This window comes from Microcoleus sp. OTE_8_concoct_300 (assembly GCF_031383065.1).
In the GTDB taxonomy this organism is placed as follows: domain Bacteria; phylum Cyanobacteriota; class Cyanobacteriia; order Cyanobacteriales; family Microcoleaceae; genus Microcoleus.
The window spans coordinates 1-19560 of record NZ_JANMZH010000228.1; the positions used below are offsets into that span (position 1 = coordinate 1).

12 protein-coding genes are annotated in these 19560 nt (G+C 45.1%); 2 read left to right on the forward strand and 10 right to left on the reverse strand.

Annotated features, from left to right (window positions below; translation table 11 throughout):
• Positions 1–127 precede the first annotated feature (127 nt).
• The 9 genes from ACUVJL_RS10885 to ACUVJL_RS10925 all read right to left on the reverse strand — a co-directional run bounded on the left by ACUVJL_RS10885 (position 128) and on the right by ACUVJL_RS10925 (position 14472).
• Entirely contained in the window at positions 128–613 is a 486-nt protein-coding gene (locus ACUVJL_RS10885) for a hypothetical protein (RefSeq protein ID WP_445245853.1), read from the reverse strand.
• 33 nt (positions 614–646) lie between these two features.
• Positions 647–1096, reverse strand: a complete 450-nt coding sequence (locus ACUVJL_RS10890; protein WP_445245854.1) for a hypothetical protein — start codon at positions 1094–1096, stop codon at positions 647–649.
• A 222-nt stretch (positions 1097–1318) separates the two neighbouring features.
• Entirely contained in the window at positions 1319–2599 is a 1281-nt protein-coding gene (locus ACUVJL_RS10895; protein WP_445245855.1) for a glycosyltransferase family 4 protein, read from the reverse strand.
• An 81-nt stretch (positions 2600–2680) separates the two neighbouring features.
• Complete coding sequence (locus tag ACUVJL_RS10900) at positions 2681–4333, reverse strand: class I SAM-dependent methyltransferase (protein ID WP_445245856.1); 1653 nt, start codon at positions 4331–4333, stop codon at positions 2681–2683.
• Between the two features lie 27 nt (positions 4334–4360).
• On the reverse strand, positions 4361–9739 hold the full coding sequence (locus tag ACUVJL_RS10905) for a glycosyltransferase (RefSeq protein ID WP_445245857.1): 5379 nt from the start codon (positions 9737–9739) through the stop codon (positions 4361–4363).
• A 53-nt stretch (positions 9740–9792) separates the two neighbouring features.
• Positions 9793–11322, reverse strand: a complete 1530-nt coding sequence (locus tag ACUVJL_RS10910; RefSeq protein ID WP_445245858.1) for a methyltransferase — start codon at positions 11320–11322, stop codon at positions 9793–9795.
• 15 nt (positions 11323–11337) lie between these two features.
• The gene (locus ACUVJL_RS10915) at positions 11338–12750 is read right to left on the reverse strand and encodes an ABC transporter ATP-binding protein (protein ID WP_445245859.1); all 1413 of its coding nucleotides are present in this window, start codon (positions 12748–12750) and stop codon (positions 11338–11340) included.
• Between the two features lie 186 nt (positions 12751–12936).
• A complete protein-coding gene (locus tag ACUVJL_RS10920) occupies positions 12937–13785 on the reverse strand; it encodes an ABC transporter permease (protein WP_445245860.1) in 849 nt (282 codons plus the stop codon).
• Positions 13786–13932: 147 nt separating this feature from the next.
• Entirely contained in the window at positions 13933–14472 is a 540-nt protein-coding gene (locus ACUVJL_RS10925; protein WP_445245861.1) for a hypothetical protein, read from the reverse strand.
• 71 nt (positions 14473–14543) lie between these two features.
• On the opposite strand from ACUVJL_RS10925, the gene ruvB reads away from it, so the two are divergent.
• Positions 14544–15632 carry a Holliday junction branch migration DNA helicase RuvB gene (gene ruvB, locus ACUVJL_RS10930; protein ID WP_445245862.1) on the forward strand — a complete coding sequence of 363 codons (1089 nt, stop codon included), beginning with the start codon at positions 14544–14546 and terminating at the stop codon, positions 15630–15632.
• A gap of 441 nt (positions 15633–16073) precedes the next feature.
• On the opposite strand, the gene ACUVJL_RS10935 is transcribed toward ruvB, so the two are convergent.
• Positions 16074–17405 (reverse strand): TAXI family TRAP transporter solute-binding subunit, encoded by a 1332-nt coding sequence (locus ACUVJL_RS10935; RefSeq protein ID WP_445245863.1) that lies wholly within the window; start codon positions 17403–17405, stop codon positions 16074–16076.
• 298 nt (positions 17406–17703) lie between these two features.
• Between ACUVJL_RS10935 and recN the strand changes: the two genes are divergently transcribed.
• Positions 17704–19458: a DNA repair protein RecN gene (gene recN / locus ACUVJL_RS10940; RefSeq protein WP_445245864.1), complete on the forward strand. Its 1755-nt coding sequence runs from the start codon at positions 17704–17706 to the stop codon at positions 19456–19458.
• The last annotated feature ends 102 nt before the right edge of the window (positions 19459–19560 follow it).

A 19560-nucleotide genomic window follows, 5' to 3' on the forward strand; every position in this document is an offset into this window, starting at 1 on the left:
CAATGGAATGAGCAAAATGTCCCGCAAGTCTTGGCTCATCGAGTAGCTTACTTAAATGGAATGATTGGTGTCAATCTCAAAGCAGCAGCTTAAATTATCATCAGTATTTATACTGATTGCATAACTGTTATGCTCCCTCGCCTTCTACTGTCAGGTTGTCCGCAGTGATTTCTTTTTTTACTGGGGCGAAGTTGTCAGTTAAATAGAGTTTCGCCATATCGTCTGCGAGAATTTTCGTACTCGCAGTGCTACTGAAGCGACTTATGACTTGATAGGGAACGCGAGCATAATAGCCAGTCCCAATTGCTGTTTGACTAACCATTGATGAGCGCTCCATCTGTAGTACGTTAGCCAGGAATTTGCTATCGAGCATCATGCTCATGAATCGGCGCTGTAGAGTAAGTTGGCGACTTGGGGCGTTCGCTACGTCTGTAGCTGCAAGCTCTGCTAAAAGTTCCTTTTCCTGGCTATCCAACGCACCATCGCTATACATCAAGGATTCAAGGGCTTCATACAATTCCTGAAAATCTTTGTCTTCACTATGATTTCCTAAATAGGCTTGTAACCAGCCATAACATTCTTCAAGCTGTACTGGCTTATCTACCAATAACAAGGATTTAATCTCCGGATCGTCAGCCAGTCCTTTCTAATTTACCATCCGTTGCAAAAATGCTTGTTCTCCTGGTTCGAGTACCCCATCGATCCAGGCAACACCGATGAGGAGTTTTAATAACTGCTTATAATCTTTTGAAGACCTTTCTTTATTTGCAAGTAAGGTAGCGTTGGGAATTGCAACATCAAAATGCTCATTGTTCTTTGCATTACTGCGAATGTTCTTCTCGCTGCTATACAATATTTTGCTCATGTCAGGCGATTTGACCACAATATATAAATCAGGATTGCCTTCAAATATCTCAAATTTGCCTCGAAAATCTGCTTCCGAGTAAGTAATTTCAAAGGTTCCATTGCTATTAGTCTTTACTTGTCCTAACTTATCGCTCTTAACAAGATCCTTGTCAAAGGCTTCGATAATTAGGTTAGGAATACCATTACCACTTTCGGCTTCGTAAACTCGTCCACTAACTTTAAAAGACATTCGATTCTCCTGTAAACAATTTCACTAGGTATTATAAAGTTTTTTAGCTCAACAGGAAATAGATAAAGTTGGTATGTCTGTGTAAAGTTATATTGCTGTTCACCTCTAAAACCACAATTAGTTACATTTGTTAAGGTTGGTCAATTACAGCACTTTCCGATGCTATGAGGTACAGTAACAACAATTAGTGAACCAATTTTTTAAATTGCATCGAGGAATGTGCTAAATTCTAACTCCAAAAGATGCCGCTAATTCCCGTTCTGGTTGCATACCAACTGTAGGCGGCATCGAACGATTTGCTACTTGCTCTATCAGTTGTAAATGTTGTGGCAACATTTTAGCTAAACTATATCGTTCTAATGCTGTTTGACGGGCCTTGACGCGAATTTCTGCCATGCGGGTAGGATGGTCTAAAACTTCATCAATGCGATCGGCTACTTGTTTCGGCGAGAAGTAATCGACTAGCAAACCGTTTTCTCCATCGCGGATAACTTCTCTCACGGGCCCTGTGTCGGAACCGATTACTAAACATCCTGTCGATAAAGATTCAATCATCGACCAAGATAACACGAAAGGTCTGGTTAAATAAACGTGTACGTCTGATGCTTGAATTACTTTTAAATACAGCCCGTAAGGTAGTGGCCCGACAAAGTGAACTCGCGACAAATCTAGCGGCACTTTTTTGAGCATATGGTCTTTGTAAGACTCGCCATTCGGTAAAGAACGCCCGTAACAAACTCTTTCTGAACCAACGATTACGACGTGACAGTTGGGGCGGCGTTCTTGCACATAGGCGATCGACTCAATAAACTCTGGAAAACCCCGGTAAGGTTCCATTCCCCGCGATACGTAGGTGACAATTTCATCAACGCCAGACAAATCTAAGTTAGGCAAAACCAGTTTAGCACCGGGGTGTGGTTTGAAGTAATCGGTATCTACGCCGTCGTGGAGTGTGGATAATTTTTGTTGTAATTCTGGCGGAAATTGCGATCGTTGCCAATAAGTGGGCGACACACCCCAATCGCAAGAATATAAATCGATCAGAATTGGCGCATTTTTAATTCTAATTCGAGCCATATCATCAACTGTTAAAGGTTCCGCTGGGTCGAAATCTGCGTCGGAACCGATCGAGTGATAAAACCACTCGAAATAACACAAAAGCGGCGTATTTGGAAAGGCTTCTTTGACAAACAATGTCGGCCCCCAACCAGAATGTCCGCAGATAATATCGGGTACAAAACCATCTGCTTTGAGTTGTTCAGCCATTCTAAATACGGCTTGTCCGTAGATGACGGCACCTTCTAAAGGGCGGACGTATTGGTGAGTCTGCGGGTGGGGTTCGCGGCTGGGTGTAAATGCTGCTTTGCGAACGCCGGGAATGTTCCATTCGGGACGCTCGTTTTTAGTGCCAAAAACAATTTGATTTTTGGGATCTGCGCCTAAAGCCGTGATAATGTGGCGGTATTGGGCGGGGAAGTTGGGGTGAAGAAATAATGCTTTCATTGTCTGTTGTCTGTTGACTGTTGACTGTTTTCTGTTGTTAGTTGGAATAAAATATTTAGATTCGGCTAAAAAGCTTTGGTTTTATTCATTGGGGGTTGGTGCTTTGCATATCCAGACGCAATCTCGCGGTACTGAATATGTATTTTTCAGGATGATTTCATAGTTTAAATGAGTGAGAAATTTTTCCATAATTGTATCAGTCATAACTGAAAATGCAGTGCCGTCTCTGCGTCCCAGCAGGTTTTTGTCCCACTCGCTGGCGAATTTTTGCCACCCTAATTCGCTGAGAATATTCCCGTGGTGAAAGACGCAAATTCGATCGCCCCGCAGCAGTTTGGGAATTTGAGTTAGGTAGTTGAATATGTCTACCGGCTCTACGTGTACCATTGTATCGTAACAAAAGCACGCATCAGCTGAGGACGGGGCGATGCCGTTTAATGTTAAACCGTCGAGTTTGACGTAAGAAACGCGATCGCTCCCCAAGCGCGATCGGGCGGCTTGTAGCATTTGACTGGAAATGTCGGCACAAATTAGTCGATCGCAATATTTCAGCAACAGCGAACCTGTTTTTCCGCCGCCGATACCAATTTCTAAAACCGTATGTTCTTTTTTGATGTACGGTGCAATAAATTCCTGTTCTATCAAGGATTCATATTCTGATAGCGAGTTAGCCGCACCAGCACCTTTCCCTATCCATTCATCGCCCAAATAAGCGAGTTCAGGATTATTGTCTTTCCATTCTTGGGCGTAGCTATCCCAAGCTTCTTCGTAGTCTATTTTAGGCCGTATTATTTCCATTGTTTTTGGTTTTTTATGTCTCAGAATACACAAACAAAAATCGCTTGATAGTCCTCCGGGCACAGACATTAATATTTGTTCAATCTCAAGCAATAACTTGACGATCGTTTCACTCTTGGGTTCTCCGTCTGAAAGTTGATAGTGATCTAACAAAGGGTAAAGTTCGTGAAGCAACCCCCCACCGGCTGGATTCAAGACTTCCAGATCAAAGTAGAATTCTAAAAACGGAAGTATCAGCTTTGACCGGACTGCTTCTGAAGGGTCTTTCGCCAATACTCTCTCAATACTTGGACTACTAAATATTTCAGTTGTTCCCGATCTTAGCGTGTAGTGAAAACATTTGTAAATGCGATTAATCACATCCACTTGAGCTTGATTGTATATATTGTAGCAATCTCCTATGTATTCATTTACAATAAAATATCCATCGGGTTTTAAGCATTTCCGAACACTTGATAAACATCGTTCTAGTTCTCTGACGTGATGCAGCGAACCCGAGCAAAAAACTATATCATATTTTTTATTATCATCAATCGTAAACAAATTAAAGTCATCTTGATAAAAATTAATCTCTACTCCCGCTGCTGCGGCATCTTTTCTAGCAATTTCTAAAGAACTTTCGGAAAAGTCAAAGGCATCTATTTGAGTGACTAATCCTAATTTAGCCATCAAAATCTCGTGATTCCCCACACCGCAACCAATAGACAAAAGACGATCGAACCGTCGATTTTTGAAATATTTTTTGACTAACCACTTTAGCCAGTAAGCATTAGTCTTACCACCTGACAACCGATGGTTTATAGCTTTTTCAATAATCGGATTAGACAACCAGTAACCTTGCTTCGTAATTGCGGCTGTTGGGTTAGCCTCCCAGTAATTTTTAGCTGTTAATTCATTGGAGGTGTTCTCTTCCATACGCTCGGAATTTGACTCCATACTTTTTCACCCTTCAATCTTGAACCGTTACTTTTTAGTAAAATAAGCTTCTCGAAAAATTTGACCGTAAGTTTGAGTCATTTCTGCAAAAGTATTCAACGACTCTAACACATATTTAGCATTTTCTGCTAACCGCTGGCGCAAAGATTTATCCTCCAATAAAGTATGCAGTGATGCCGCTAGTTCTTCTGGGCGATCGGGCGTGTAAAACAAACCGTTAATTCCCGATCTCACTTGTTCTCTAATCCCAAAAACTGGCGTTGTAATAATTGGCAAATCGCAAGCCATCGCTTCCAAAATTACTCTGGGAAAACTTTCTACGCGAGAAGTGCAAACAAAAATATCTGCTGCTTGGTAATATTTCCCAGTCTCGGAAGTTTCCGGGACAACAGTCACCCTTTGCTGTAAATTTTGGGGCAATTCATCAACCAAATTGGCTAATTGATTGCTGTAAATACTCGGGCGATCGCCCACAATAAAACACCTAATTTTATTGTGCCATTTGTCAGGCAAAAGTGAAAGTGCTTTAACTAAATCCTGCTGGCCTTTGCGTTCGCATACCGTTCCCAGCAGCAAAATTACCACATCTTCTGCTGCAACACCTAAACTTTTTCTAGCCGATTCAGAATTATCCGAATTTTCGAGTTTGCTCAAATCTAAGCCGTTGTGAATCACTGTAAAATTGTGGTGGCTGTTGAGAGGCAAATACCTATCCCGCGTTGCATCCGCCACAAAAATTACTTTGTAAGGAAAGCGAAAACACTCTAAAGCTCTCGCCGCAATCTCCGAACCAAACCTGTTAAAATAAGTTTGCCAAGGTTCGCTTTCGTGCACGTTCCACACCGCAGGAATTCCGATTTGGCGCGCCGCATCAACTACAAAAAAGTTTTCTAAAGTATTGGCATAAATTGCATCTACTTTTAAACTTTCAATTTCCTTACTAAAACTGCGTACAGCTTCATTGTAAGGATCGCGCTGATAGATGTGTTCGAGAGGATTGTCGCGCACAATTACTTCAATTCCCTGCTGTTCGTAAGCTTGACGCAGGGGCCCCTCTGTTGTGCAAAGTACGATCGGCTCAATCACACCTTCAGCCGCCAATTTCACCGCGATTTCGTACTGATGCAGCGGCGCCCCCGTAAAATCCAGCGAATTGCTGCACATCAAAACTTTGAGAGGATTTACCAAATTATTGGCTGAGATCAAAGAGTCCAAATCACCCAATTTTAGTTCTTGCTTCTGGCCTCGGACTTCTTCCTTCTTCCATCTATCCGTTACATCCATTACATCCCGTAAATTGCTCGTTGCCGAACTTCCCTCTTCCTTCATAAAAAACCGTCGAGGTTGAATATGAAAATACTCATCTTCTAAAGACAAGTGAGGACTGTAAAAACTGTCATTTTTCCGTGCATACTTGCGCCTAAAAGCCGCTACTTCTTGAGGATTGTCGGTAAAACCCCTAGAAGTTCCCTCTTTGTGCAACAATTCCGCATCGGGACAATATACGCACCGATAACCCCGTTCTAACAGCCGATATCCGTAATCTGCATCATTGTAAGCAACAGCAAAATTATCCTCATCAAAACCGCCCAATTCTAAGAACAATTGACGCGGAGTAATCATGCAAGCCGCTGTTACTGCAGAGTAATTTCGCGTTACCATCGCTTGAGAAAGATAGCCTCGATTTTCGCTGTTCATCAGCTTAAAAGCGTGACCCGCCAAACCGTGATGCAGCCCGTGAATTACGCCCGCGTGCTGAATTCGGCCGTCGGGATATAAAAGCCTGGCGCCGACTGCACCCACAGCGGGAATTTGAGCGTATCCCACCATTTGACTAAGCCAGCGCGGGTTAATTACTTCAGTATCGTTGTTCAAAAACAACACATATTCGCTGTCAACTTGTTCGGCCGCGCGGTTGTTAATTGCTGCAAAACTAAACTTGCCCCCAGGATTTTTTATCCGCAAAACTTGGCAATTTAATTGCTTTAAATATTCCAGAGTTTTCGGGTCGTCGCTTTCGTTGTCGATGATGGCAACTTGATAATTTTTGTAGGTGGTAGTTTCCAGAGAATCTAAACAGGCTTTCAGCAATTTAAGCTGATTTTTAGTAGGAATAATCACCGTTACTGACGGACCATTATCCGGGAAATCCTGGGCAAATATTCCCAAATTTTCTTTAATTGCCCAGGCGTGCTGAGCGACATTGCCCTTAATTTGTCGGCGGTTTAGTGCGTCTTGAATGGCTTTTTGACCTGCGGCAAAACTGGCGGGTTTCGCGGCCCCAGATATGGCTGTAGAACCGGGTGCTGTTCGCCAGTGATACAGCACTAGCGGCAGGTGGGCGACGTGGCGAGAAATTTCGGTTGCTCTCAAGGCAAAATCGTAATCTTGCGAGCCTTCCAAACCTATCCGCAAACCGCCTATTTGTTCAAAAATGTGTTTTTTTACGGCGCACAAATGACCAAGATACATATAGGAAAGCAGCAGTTCCGGCGACCATTCTGGTTTGAATTGCGGGGCGAACCTGCGACCTTTGGTGTCGATTTTGTCGTCGTCTGAGTAGAGAAAATCGGTGGCTGGATGCGCTGCAAAATATAGGGCGACTTCGCCTAATGCGTCGGGAGTTAGTTCGTCGTCGTTGTCTAAAAACAGGATGATGTCGCCTGTTGCGAGGGCGGCGGCGCTGTTAGTTGCTGCGCTGATGTTGCCGTTTTCTGTGCGAAATGTGATGCGGATGCGATCGTCCTTTTGGCCCCAGTTTTTCAAATTTTCAGCAACAGTGGAATCGGTGCTGCAATCGTCGGCAATGCAGAGTTCCCAGTTGGGATAAACTTGATTGATTACGCTAGCGATCGCACTTGTGAGAAAATCTATCTGGGGATTGTAAACTGGCATCACCACCGAGATTTTTGGCAGCGGTTCCCGGCAGGATTTTAACCGATAAATCAAGTAATTGCGCGCGCGATCGTTCCACTGATTCACCTCCAGCCAAGCGTCATACCTATCAATGGGTTGAGGCACCACAAAACCCGCAGGCGGCAGCAAATCTCCAGGCGCAGTAAACTGTTTTTGCTGCCGATAAATCTTCCCCAACTGGTGCATCACCCTGACAATTTCCCACGGCATCGGCACAATTCTGCCCAGACGCTGTTTTCTCTCCCTCGCCCGCTGCCGGATTGCCTGTATAAAACTCGAAAACTCCTCAAATTTATCAGCACTTCGCTGCCAGATATCGTAGCGCCGCACGTTCAATATTTTCGGTGCTTGAAAATACAAAATTTCCCCTGTTTCTAACTCAGCTTGCAGCGAAACGTGCCATTCGCCTGGAGGCAAATCAACAAGGACTTCAAAGCCACTTTCCGAACTGTTAACCCAGTCTGGAAACACTTCGCCGACATCTTTTCGCCGCAAACCGTAGGCGCATTCTATAGAATTTTCCCCGCACAAAAAGGTTAATTTAGCAATTTTTTTAGAGTGGTGGCAGCACCAACCTGCAAACAAAATTTGACCCGGACGCTGTTCCCACACCGCCGGTACATCTAAGGATGCTTGAATCGTTGAAACTACCAGCGGATAAGCTGCCAAAAGATGCCATTTACCTCGCTCGTCTTGCGCTTCCAGCAGCACTTCGTGCCGTCCTGCCGACGCTTGGACTTCAATAGTAAAACAAAATTTATTCGCCGCCGGAATATTAGAGTGTGCTGGCGTTATATCGCTTGTTTCTCTGCCGTAAACACCCGCGAAACTCTTGTCCTCAATTCTGGCGCGGACTGCTGTAATCTCTTTTTTTCTGTGAAAAACCCAACCCACAATTAGCAGGTTGGAATCGCAAACTTGCCAAGTAGTGGGTTGGTCTAACGAAAACACAAACGTTGGAAACAACTCGCCGATTCGGCGCTGAAATTCCCACCATTTTTCTCTCAGTTGCCACAGTCCCGAAGACTTGATTCCCGCCATTTCTGCCTGTAATCTTTCATTTTCCTGGCGCGATTGTTCCAAGTCTTGCCGAGTTGCCTTTAATGTTTCCTGAGTTTGACTTTGTGCTGTTTCCAAGCGCAGTAACTCAGCCAACTTTTCCTGCAATCTAAATTCTTTCTCTTCAATTTTTACTTGACTTTGCCCTAATTCTGCTTCTAATTCCAATACTTTTGCTAAAGCTATTTGAAATTGCGATTCTTGGCCGGCAAGCTGTACCTGAGTTTGTCCTAATTCTGTTTCTAATCCGAGCAGTTTCGCCAAAGCTTCTTGAAATTGCGCTTCTTTGCCGGCAAGCTGTACCTGAGTTTGCCCTAATTCTGCTTCTAATTTTAAGATTTTTGTTAAAGCTTCTTGAAATTGGGATTCTTGGCCGGCAAGCTGTACCTGAGTTTGTCCTAATTCTGTTTCTAATCCGAGGAGTTTTGCTAAAGCTTCTTGAAAATTCGATTCTTGGCCGGCAAGCTGTACTTGAGTTGTTCCTAATTCTGTCTCTAATCCCAACACTTTCGCCTGGGCCTGGTGAAATTGTTCTTGCCACTGTTTGAGTTCCCAATAGCTGGTTTTTTGCTGTTTTTCCAGCAAGCGGATTTTTAGCCAATCTTCAAATGGCCAGACTGGAGATGCTGGGAAATGAATAACTTGATCGATCGCATCTTTCGATTCGCTGCTCAGATTTCCTGCTTTGGTTTCTAAAAGTTCATATAGTTCTAATGCTTCGGGAAAATATTGTTCTATTAAACTTGGTCTGTGACTTTTGACAATATCGTTGACTAATAAAGATTCTTCAAAATTGTCGCCCGGTATCGCACCTAAGTTGACATTAAATTTGTCCTTGACTCCGGAAATGAAAAGTTCGGGAGTGTTGCCGATCGGGTAAACGTTTGCTAGCAGACACCGATCGGGAAAACGTTCGTAAAGTTCTAAAACTTTTTGATTGTAGTGCAGCCACATTTTTACTGCCATTTCGGGATGTTGCAGCAAGCTGACATCGGTTCCCCGGCGGTAAAGGGAATCGACTACTTCCCAGGGCGATCGATAAACACAGATAAAATTAGCTTCTGGGAGCAAACTCAGCCAAAAATCCCAAAAAAGGGTTGTTCGCGGGTCTTTCCAACCCCAATGTTTGTGAGTTTGTTGATTTTGGTCGATCGCCCTTTTGGCGATTTCGACGTATTCTGGTGATACCGGAATCCTTTTTTCCAACGTACAGCCGAGTTCATCAATACCGTGCGATCGCAAAACACTTTTGTGAAACTCCACAAAATCAACATTCTCGAAATGACCTTTCACATTTCCGTCGGCCGCGCCCACTAACTTTTTGCCAATATCAACCCCAACTTTCTGAAACAAAGAAGCTGTTAAAGATGTACCAGAACGGTGCATTCCAGTTACAATAAAAACCGACGATTTGCTGTCATTTGTACTCACAATCTCTCTCCCTTCTCCCTCGCCCTAATTCTCACACCAATTTTACTTGCTCGCTACTCTCCCGGTAAGCCGAGGAACCGCCTGACTCGAAACCACGCGGTTCTCAGCTTCCAGAACTTGCTGGTTTCCATTGCCAAAACTCGATTGTGCGATTGCTCTAGTTCTTTTTTGACATTAATTAGCTGATTTTTAGTTTGATCCAACTGCGTTTGGACATTAATTAACTGATTTTGAGTTTGCTCCAACTGGGTGTGAGCTGAAATTAATTCAGTTTGAGTTTCTGCCAACTGGGTTTGAGATTCTTCTAACTTCGTTTGAGTAATCATTAACTTATTTTGACTGTGCTCCCATTCTATGTGAGCCGAGGCTAACTGAGTCTCGATTAGTTTAATTTTTGCCTGAGTAGACCCCAATAGAGACTGCGATTTCCTTTTGCTCACCAGCGATTTCACAGTGCAAGTTTCCAGAATCCATTCCGCCCCGTAGTTATTGATTGCTTTGACTATTAACACATCCTCTGGCGTCACAGTGTTTTTCGGTAAATAACAGTTCCAACCCGACTGCAACATCGCATCTTTTTCAAAATATGCAGCCACATCCGGGCGATCGTAAAAAGGCTCGCACCTCTGCACAACCTCACCGTTTACCCGCACTTGCACCTCCTCAATTCGACCGTCGAGATTCACATCAGCCGCCCATCCTTCCAAATATAAACTATCTTTTCTCGTAAAAGCAGCGACATCAATATATCCTCCCGGCTGGTGATTAAATTTCAACTCCGAAAAATCTCTCCCTAGCTGATTTGTGACCACATACAAATCCTGAAATTTGCAGATACCTTTTTTGATGCGGTGAACAAAAGCTTTGCCTCCGCTAACTTTTTCGACAAGTTCTCTCACAAACTTTTCTGTTACATAAGTTGTGCCGTATTCTTCCTTATCTAAAGACTGACTTTCGCTTTCGGGACTAAACAAAATACCGTTGGCAGGCATTTCTATGTGAGGCTCTAGCAAACACTGATCGTGAACGCTGAACATCAAAATGCCGTTAGGAGTCAATAAATCATACAAATTTTGGAGCCAATTCGTAAAAGTTCTTTCCGGCATATGGCTAAAAAAAGAATTAGCCAGAATGCAGTCAAACTTTCGCTCAATTAAATAATTTTCTGGTTTTCCAGTTGAGACAATACCATTGACGCCCAAGTATTCGGTTTGAAACTTGACAGCGTTAGCATAAATATCAGAAACCCAAATTTTTTCCGGCGGCATTTCCTGAATCAAAAACCGGGTAAATCGACCGTAACCGCAGGCAAAATCTAGAAAAGAAGGTACATTTTCAAAACTGCCAAAATGCCATTCTACAACTTGTTTAACTGTATTCAGGACGCTGCGCCCGATCCCATAATAGCGCACCAAAGCCCGAGTGCCATCGTCTCCATCGTCGGCGATTTTTTTCAAGCTAAACAAATACATTTCATCGTCTTCGCAGATCTTCAGTTTAAAATCTTCGGGAAACTTAGCTTGATCTCGAATAAATGCTTTGATTACGGGATTTTCGACTAAATCTATATTGATATCGCTCATGATTTTCACAGAATTTTAGATAACCTCGGTTGACGGCTCTTTCATCATAGAATCAGCATTAACAATAGTTAAACACGGTTCGATCAGCAAGTCAACGATGCCGTTACCGCAAGACTCTGTACAAGACTGAACTCTAAACATCGCCACATCAACGCAACGATCCAAATAAGTTAAATCTCCATCTACCGTTCCCACAACCCCAGCATTCAGAAAATAAACCCCGGGATTCAGCAAACATTTAAACTGAAACTTCACTACAATTGTCGTTCCCGCTTCCACATACCTAACTGACTGAGTAGAACCCTTCAAAGAAGCACCCGCCAACTCAAAACCGCTAATTGTTTTAATCAACATTCCAAACCTAACTTTGGAAGTTGACCGCGAGAAAGTGACAGAGTAAGTGTAAATATAATCTTGACGACCGATCAAGTGATTTACCACATTTCCGCTCAGAGTCTCGATGTGGGGGTTGATAATTTCCGCTCCGCGAGACGGATACCTTACCGTATTCGACGGTATCATCCCCGGATCGTAAAATTCCTCGTAATATTCCTTTGGTTTGGAGAGATGTTGCTCGGGTTTAACTTCCGTCTTTGTGCTTTCTAAATTAGCATCCTGAAGGGGGTCTTGACTTTCCTGTTTGGTCAGTTGGTTGAGATCTCGAATATCTGACTTCAACCCCAGAACCTTATCTGGATCGGCATAAATCAGTTTTTGATACTTAGAAATTACCACCTTCGGCGTGTGAGCAAGCAGCAATTCACCGCTATCCATTAAAATCGCCGACGTACAAAGTTGCACCACAGAAGTAGCAGCGTGAGAAACAAATAAAATAGTTCCGCCACCTTCCTGAATGCTTTGCAAGCGGGCAAAACACTTTCGTTGAAAAGCTTCGTCGCCGACGGAAAGAGCCTCGTCAACCACCAAAATATCCGGCTCTACGCTAGTCGCAACGGCAAAAGCTAGCCTGACAAACATACCGCTAGAATAAGTCTTGACTGGCTGTTCGATGAAATCCCCAATATCAGCAAAAGCAGCTATATCGTCAAACTTTTCTTCAGTTTGTTTTTGATTGAATCCCAGTAACTGAGCGTTAAAAAACACATTTTGCCGCCCGGTAAATTCCGGGTTAAACCCGCTTCCGAGTTCTAACAAAGCGGAGACTCGCCCTTTAACATCCACGCTTCCTGCGGTAGGCGTCAGCGTCCCCACAATTATTTGCAGGAGAGTGCTTTTTCCTGAACCGTTGCGACCGACGATTCCCAGAGTTTGTCCTTGAGGAATTGCTAGATTGATATCGTGCAGGGCCCAAAATTCGTCAGCGAGTTTTTTGCTGGGGTAAAGAATTTCCTTTAAGCGGTCTCCTGGACGATCGTACCGCTTAAAGCATTTGGAAACATTTTTGAGTGAAATTACATTTTCTGTCATGGGCGGCAGTCAATCGATTTTAGATTTTAGATTTTAGATTTTAGATTGACTTGAAATCTCAAACATATTTACAGCACAATCGATTTTAGATTTTAGATTTTAGATTTTAGATTGACTGTAGATATAAAACAAATTTACAGTACCCTCGATTTGAGATTTTAGATGAATTTTTGCTCTCCAAAAAATTTACAGCACGTCAGCAAAAGCGGGACGCAAACGTCGGTAAACCGCCAAACCTCCACAAAATATAGCAGCAGAAATCAGCGTGGCGACACCCCATTCACCCCAATGCTTAACTTCTCCAAGCAGTATGAGGTCTCGATAAACCTCCGAGATGGCGGCCATTGGATTGAGCCAAAATATCCAGGCTCGCCACTCTTGGGGGATTACTGATGCTGGGTAGACGATCGGCGTCAAATAAAACCAAAAATTTAGAATAACACCTAATGTCTGAGGAATGTCTCGCAAAAACACCGTCAAGCCCGCTGTCAAATATCCCAAACCGGCTGTCAGCAGCAACTGAGGGATCCAAACCAGCGGCAGCAAGCATAAAGTAGCGTTGAGCTTTTGCGAGGACACTGCTACTATTACAATCAAAGCTGCTAAACCCAGAGAACTTTCAATAAAAGCTGTAAAAATCGGCACTAGCGGCAGCAAACCGAGGGGAAATACCACTTTTTTCACTAAATTTGGCTGCCCCACCACGGATACTCCCGACTTGATCAAACCGCTGGTGAAGGCACTCCAAGGCAGCAAACCGGAGAACAGCCAGACTCCAAAGGTAATGTCGCTGTTTTCCGGGAAGCCTGCAAGGCTGAGCTTTACCTTGAGGACGATCGAAAATACATAAGTGTAAATCACTAATTGCGATAGCTGATTCAGCAGCGGCCACAAATTGCCCAGAATCGAGCCTTTGTATTGAGCTTCCAAGTCCCGGCGCACCAATGTTGCCAGCAGATTCAGCTTCGCCCACCGCTGGCGAATTGCGGGCAGCCTGTCGCCCACCCTTCGGGCCTTTTGGGCAACTCCTTTCACCGTTCTCTGCAATTTTTTCGCCCTCGTTCACTAGCTTCACACCTAAATCAACTCAAGCTACAATTGTGCAGCTTTTGCTAAACCGCAATTATTCCACAGCCCCGTCGCTTTGATCAAGCATATGCCACCCTGAGGAAGTATGTTATTTTAGCCGATCGCCGATCGCACTGCCGAACCCATCGCTAGTTTTTGCTCGTCGTCGTAGCCCCACCGCTGGAAAAATTCCTCGTACTCGCCCTTGGCATTCTGCAAACTTTCTAGCATTTGCGACGCTATAGTTTGACAGGCGGGCATTTGCAGGATTTGAATTAAATTGCGCGAGCGCTTCTGCACTCTAGCAGAACCGGCCGCCTTTTCCTCGCTTTGATGGCGCGAATGATACACGATCATTGCCGACGACATCGCCAAATTTTTCACCAGCAGTTCTGCTACGATCTCAGGAGCCGATCGCAGCGCCTCGACTACTCCGGGTGACGGGTGATCTGCCTCCGGTAGATCGTCCGTTAGATAGGTGACAAAAAAACCCCTAGCACCGTTCTGTGTTTTCACCAGAGCTCTAACGGCTTGCTCGATGTCGGCCTCTGAAAGTTGATCGGCCTCAATCAACGACAGTAAAGATTGAGTCAGCTCGATCGCCCCCTCAAAAGTTATGCTTTCCGATGCTAATAAAGAAGATGGAATACTCATCACGAACTCAATAATTGTAAAGATTCTGCTAACAATTGTAAACAATTCCCGCTGCCCGATCGCAGATAAATATGGCTATTATCTCCTCCAAACAACAGCCCCCTGATCCAAATCTACCCGAAGACATAGCCCCAGCCCGTCGCAAAAAAGCCGCCAAACCCCAGGCGGAATCTTTGCTAGAATCGCAAGAACTACCAGAGGAAATCAACAGCAAACAAGACGACAAAATCCGGCCCCAGCGCTTAGCTGAATACATTGGGCAAAAAGACTTGAGAGAAGTTTTGGCGATCGCAATTGCAGCGGCCAAATCCCGCGGCGAACCGATGGATCATTTGTTACTCTACGGGCCGCCAGGGTTGGGAAAAACCACAATGTCGCTAATTTTAGCAGCAGAAATGGAAGTTGAATGCAAAATCACCACAGCCCCGGCTTTAGAAAAACCGCGAGATATTGTCGGATTGCTGATCAACCTCAAAGCAGGCGACGTGCTGTTTATCGACGAAATTCACCGTTTATCTAAGGTTACAGAAGAAATCCTCTATCCGGCGATGGAAGACTGCCGCTTAGATATTACCATCGGTCAAGGCAAAAGTGCCAAAATCCGCAGCATTCCCCTGAAACCCTTTACCTTAGTAGGAGCAACCACAAAAGTTGGGTCGCTGACATCTCCATTGCGCGATCGCTTCGGCTTGATCCAAAGATTACGCTACTACGAAATAGACGAACTCAGTCTAATTGTCCAAAGAACTGCCCAAGTTCTCGACACTCAAATCACCCCAGAAGGAGCCACAGAAATTGCCCGCCGAGCTCGCGGAACCCCCCGCATCGCTAACCGCTTGCTGCGCCGAGTTAGAGACTACAGCGAAGTCAAAAATTTAAAGCCAATTGATGCCGAAGTTGCCTCGCTCGCCCTGGAATTATTCAACGTCGATCCCCTAGGTTTAGATTGGACTGATCGGCGGATTTTAACAGCAATGATTGAGAACTTTAACGGCGGCCCAGTGGGCTTAGAAACCCTCGCAGCTTCTACAGGAGAAGACACTCAAACCATTGAGGATGTATACGAACCTTATTTAATGCAAATCGGATTTTTGCAGCGGACAAATCGCGGGAGAATGGTAACGGTTGCTGCTAGAAAACACTTAAATTTTATTGAATAAAAAATGGAACGTGGGCATTGGTTATTGGTCATATCAATTCCGCTTGCACCGGAATTATAGTTGACTGTTGACTGTTGGCTGTTGGCTGTTGACTGTTGACTGTTGACTGTTGATTGTTGGCTGTTGGCTGTTGGCTGTTGACTAATGACTAATGACTTATAACTCTTCTTATAAATTAAGTAGGGGACGAACTCCGCACCTTACCGCTATAAGTAGTGTGAAACCAGTTTTTGCATCCAGGAAGAAACTATAGCGGTTCTCAAGAAAGTGAGGTATGCCCTATGCCCTATGCCCTATGCCCTATGCCCTATGCCCTATGCCCTATGCCCTATGCCCTATGCCCTATGCCCTATGCCCTATGCCCTATGCCCTATGCCCTATGCCCGATAGTACCTCATGTTACTGAGAAAGGCTATAATAACCAATAACTGCTAACATAAATTATTTTTCCACCTTTTTTACAGCAGTCAAATCAGCTTTTAAATCATGGGAAACGAGCGACAAATTCCGCAAAGTTTTTTCCCGATCAGCCGCAATTTTTAGAGCTGTTTCCCAAGTAAAAGTAAAAGAATGAAAAGAATCCGAATCAATTCTATCTTCATCCAAATCCCCAATAACTTGCTTAAAAATCTCAAATAACTCTTCTTGCAACCGCTCTATTTCCTCAAAAGTTCCGGCTTGGCGGATTCTTTGAATCAAATTTAGAATGATCAAATTAAACTTGTCAGCTCGATTTTTTTGTTTCTGCAAAAAGCGCGCTCGCAACTGCCAAAGCCAAGAAACAAAAAGAGTAACAAACGAAAAACACAAACCGATAACCTCGGAATTTGTTGCTAAAAAATCCGGCTTTTCGCGATCGTAATAAGCCTGAGCGCCCTCATGTATTGGTAGAGCAAAACTACCGCTTCCGGACGGCTGACTAATCATGGTCGCCAAACGATTAGCAGCCACCAAATTGCGGCGGCTCTCGAACAAAATCCGCGTAATTTCCTTAACTATTTCCGGATCGACATCCTCACGAACCAACAGAGTAGCCTCCACCCCAACGGTAGGCAAATCCGTATCTGGTACTGCTGGAGCGGCCTTGTAAGTACCCTTAGGAATCAAGTTAGCTTCGAGATAAGGCAACTTAATTTTCATCGCCGCTCCTTGGTCGATGGACACCAAGTTTGCCCGCGTATTTTGCAGCAAATCGCTAACCAAATCGCTCCCCGGAGGTAGCACCCGAAAAATAGCATCAGCCTCGCCGCTAGCAAACAACTTTGTACCCTCAGTCCAAGAGCCAGGAGTAGACTTAAAATCGCTTGCTTTCAAACCGTAATGTTGGCTGACTAACCAAAAAGAACTGTAAGAACCGCTGCCTTGAGCCATCAGCGCAATATGTTTTCCTTTTAAATCAGAAACGCTTTTAATTCCCGACTGTTCCGAAACAATTAAATGAAAAACTTCCTTAAACAAAGAAGCAATTACCCGGGCTTGGGGCGCTGCCGCCGTATCGTTCTGGACAATAGCTAACTGAGCCTCATTTGCCTGCAGCCGGCGCATATTTTCGTCAGCGCCTTGAGTCTCAACAACTTTAATCCGCAGGCGCGGATTTTGTTGCATAACTACCTCAGCAATTGCTTGTCCGAAAGGATAATAATTGCCTGTCTTGTTTCCCGTCGCTAGGGTTAATTCATAGACTCGCTGCTTGTCTTGGTGCAGCTTCGACCCAAAAGCTCCAATCAGGACAACGCTTAATAGAGCAACGGGAACCAGAAATTTATTTTGCATAGAGGTTGAGACTCGATCGTTAGAATGGCAAAATCAAAAGTATTCTCGATGAAAATGAAAATGGGACTCGGGAAATTCGACGCGCCCGATAGTGGAGGAGCCAATAGGCAATTCCCTGTTTGGCCAATGCTTTTAGGCCCCATCCGATGGGGGATTTACCATCGGGGATTTTAGATTAAGATTACCACTCAATCTAAAATCTACAATCTAAAATCTAAAATTGTCCGATGCTTTTAGGCCCCATGCCCAATTCCCACTTCCCCATTCCCAATTCGCAATTCTCTATTCCCCATTCCCCATGTTACTATCCCTCAGAATTGAAAACTTTGCTCTAATTGACTGCCTGGATCTAGAGTTTGGCCCGAGTTTGAACGTATTTACAGGGGAAACCGGCGCCGGTAAATCGATTATCCTAGATGCGATCGATGCAGTGTTGGGCGGGAAAGTCGATCGCCGATCGATTCGCACCGGAGCAGCGCGGGCAATATTGGAAGCTACCTTTGAATTGGATCCTGCTTCCGCAAGGTGGCTGGGCGAGCAAGAAATCGAACCCATAGACGGAAATTTAGCCGTTTGCAGCCGGGAAATTAACGCATCTAGCGGTACTCTGCGCAGCCGATCGCGCTTGAACGGAATTCTCGTCAACCGCCAGTTAATGGATCAACTGCGCGATCGGCTCGTCGAAATTACCGCCCAGGGCCAAACCGTCCACCTCGGACAAGAAACCCTCCAGCGAGAATGGCTCGATTTATACGGCGGCAAAAAACTCGCCGAAGCGCGATCGACAATCGGGTCCGCATGGCTGTGTGCCAGCAGCGCCAAAACAGCGCTCAAGCGCAGGCGTCAGTCGGAACAGCAGCGGCTGCAAAGACTCGATTTGTTAGAATACCAAGTCCGAGAACTCGGCGAAGCCCACATCGAAGACGCCGACGAACTCGAACACCTAGAACAAGAATCAATCCGCCTCTGCCACGTCGTCGAATTGCAGCAGCAGAGTTACCAAGTTCACCAAGCCCTGTACCAAAACGACGGCGACAACGCATCAGCCGCCGACTTGTTGAGCAAAGCCGAAGTAATTTTAAGCGACATGGCAGTTTACGATGTGCAGTTGCAACCAATCCTAGAAATGGTCAGCGATGCTTTAGCTCAAGCCACAGAAGCCAGCAGGCAAATTAGCAGCTACGGCGAACAATTAGAAGCAGATCCCGAAAGACTCGAAGAAGTAGAAGATCGGATTCGCGAACTCAAACAAATTTGTCGCAAATACGGGCCACTCAAAGAAGCGATCGCCTACTACCAAAGCATCCAAAACGAACTGAACGAGCTTTTAGAAGGAGGCGAGTCAATGGAAGCCTTAGAACTCGCATATCAGACCGCTTTAGAGCAATTAAAAGACACTTGCACCCACCTCAGCACCCTGCGGCGCGAAGCAGCCCTCAAACTAGAAACCCACCTCGTAGAAGAACTTAAGCCTTTAGCAATGGAAAAAGTGCAATTTCAAGTCGAAATCTCGCCTTGTCCCCCAACCGCCACCGGTGCCGACCAAATCGCCTTTTGTTTCAGCCCCAACCCGGGCGAGCCCCTGCAACCCCTGGGCGCGATCGCCTCCGGGGGAGAAATGAGCCGCTTTCTGCTGGCCATCAAAGCCTGTTTTTCTCAAATAGAAAGCGCCGGTACGCTGATTTTTGACGAAATCGACGCCGGAGTCTCCGGGAGAGTCGCCGGCGCCATCGCCAAAAAACTCTACCAACTCTCCGACAAACACCAAGTTCTCTGCGTCACCCACCAGCCGCTGATCGCCGCGATGGCTGATTTTCATTTTCGCGTCAACAAACAGACGATCGAAGCAGAACCAAGTATCGGCGAACCTGCAGCCTCCTTTGAATCAGTCGAACGCACAGTAGTCAGAGTTGCCGCCCTCAACAGTGAGCAGCGGCGCGAAGAACTCGCCCAACTCGCCAGCGGCCGCTCAGCAACAGAAGCCATCGCTTTCGCCGAATCCCTACTCGTTCAAGCCGCCGGATTGCGCCAAACTCAGTCCGCCAAACCCTGAAGACACAACAATTGTTCGTGCACCGCCAGTCGAAAATAGTCCACGCTGGCCGTTTGAGTCTCCCAAATCGGTTTTCTTAAATCTTTATGGAGGGTTGAAAAA

Excerpts from the sequence above, each read along its gene's own strand:
- ACUVJL_RS10890 (WP_445245854.1), bottom strand. The coding sequence starts at position 1,096 with ATGTCTTTTAAAGTTAGTGGACGAGTTTACGAAGCCGAAAGTGGTAAT.
- ACUVJL_RS10895 (WP_445245855.1), bottom strand. The coding sequence starts at position 2,599 with ATGAAAGCATTATTTCTTCACCCCAACTTCCCCGCCCAATACCGCCAC.
- ACUVJL_RS10900 (WP_445245856.1), bottom strand. The coding sequence starts at position 4,333 with ATGGAGTCAAATTCCGAGCGTATGGAAGAGAACACCTCCAATGAATTA.
- ACUVJL_RS10910 (WP_445245858.1), bottom strand. The coding sequence starts at position 11,322 with ATGAGCGATATCAATATAGATTTAGTCGAAAATCCCGTAATCAAAGCA.
- ACUVJL_RS10915 (WP_445245859.1), bottom strand. The coding sequence starts at position 12,750 with ATGACAGAAAATGTAATTTCACTCAAAAATGTTTCCAAATGCTTTAAG.
- ACUVJL_RS10925 (WP_445245861.1), bottom strand. The coding sequence starts at position 14,472 with ATGAGTATTCCATCTTCTTTATTAGCATCGGAAAGCATAACTTTTGAG.
- ruvB (WP_445245862.1), top strand. The coding sequence starts at position 14,544 with ATGGCTATTATCTCCTCCAAACAACAGCCCCCTGATCCAAATCTACCC.
- ACUVJL_RS10935 (WP_445245863.1), bottom strand. The coding sequence starts at position 17,405 with ATGCAAAATAAATTTCTGGTTCCCGTTGCTCTATTAAGCGTTGTCCTG.
- recN (WP_445245864.1), top strand. The coding sequence starts at position 17,704 with ATGTTACTATCCCTCAGAATTGAAAACTTTGCTCTAATTGACTGCCTG.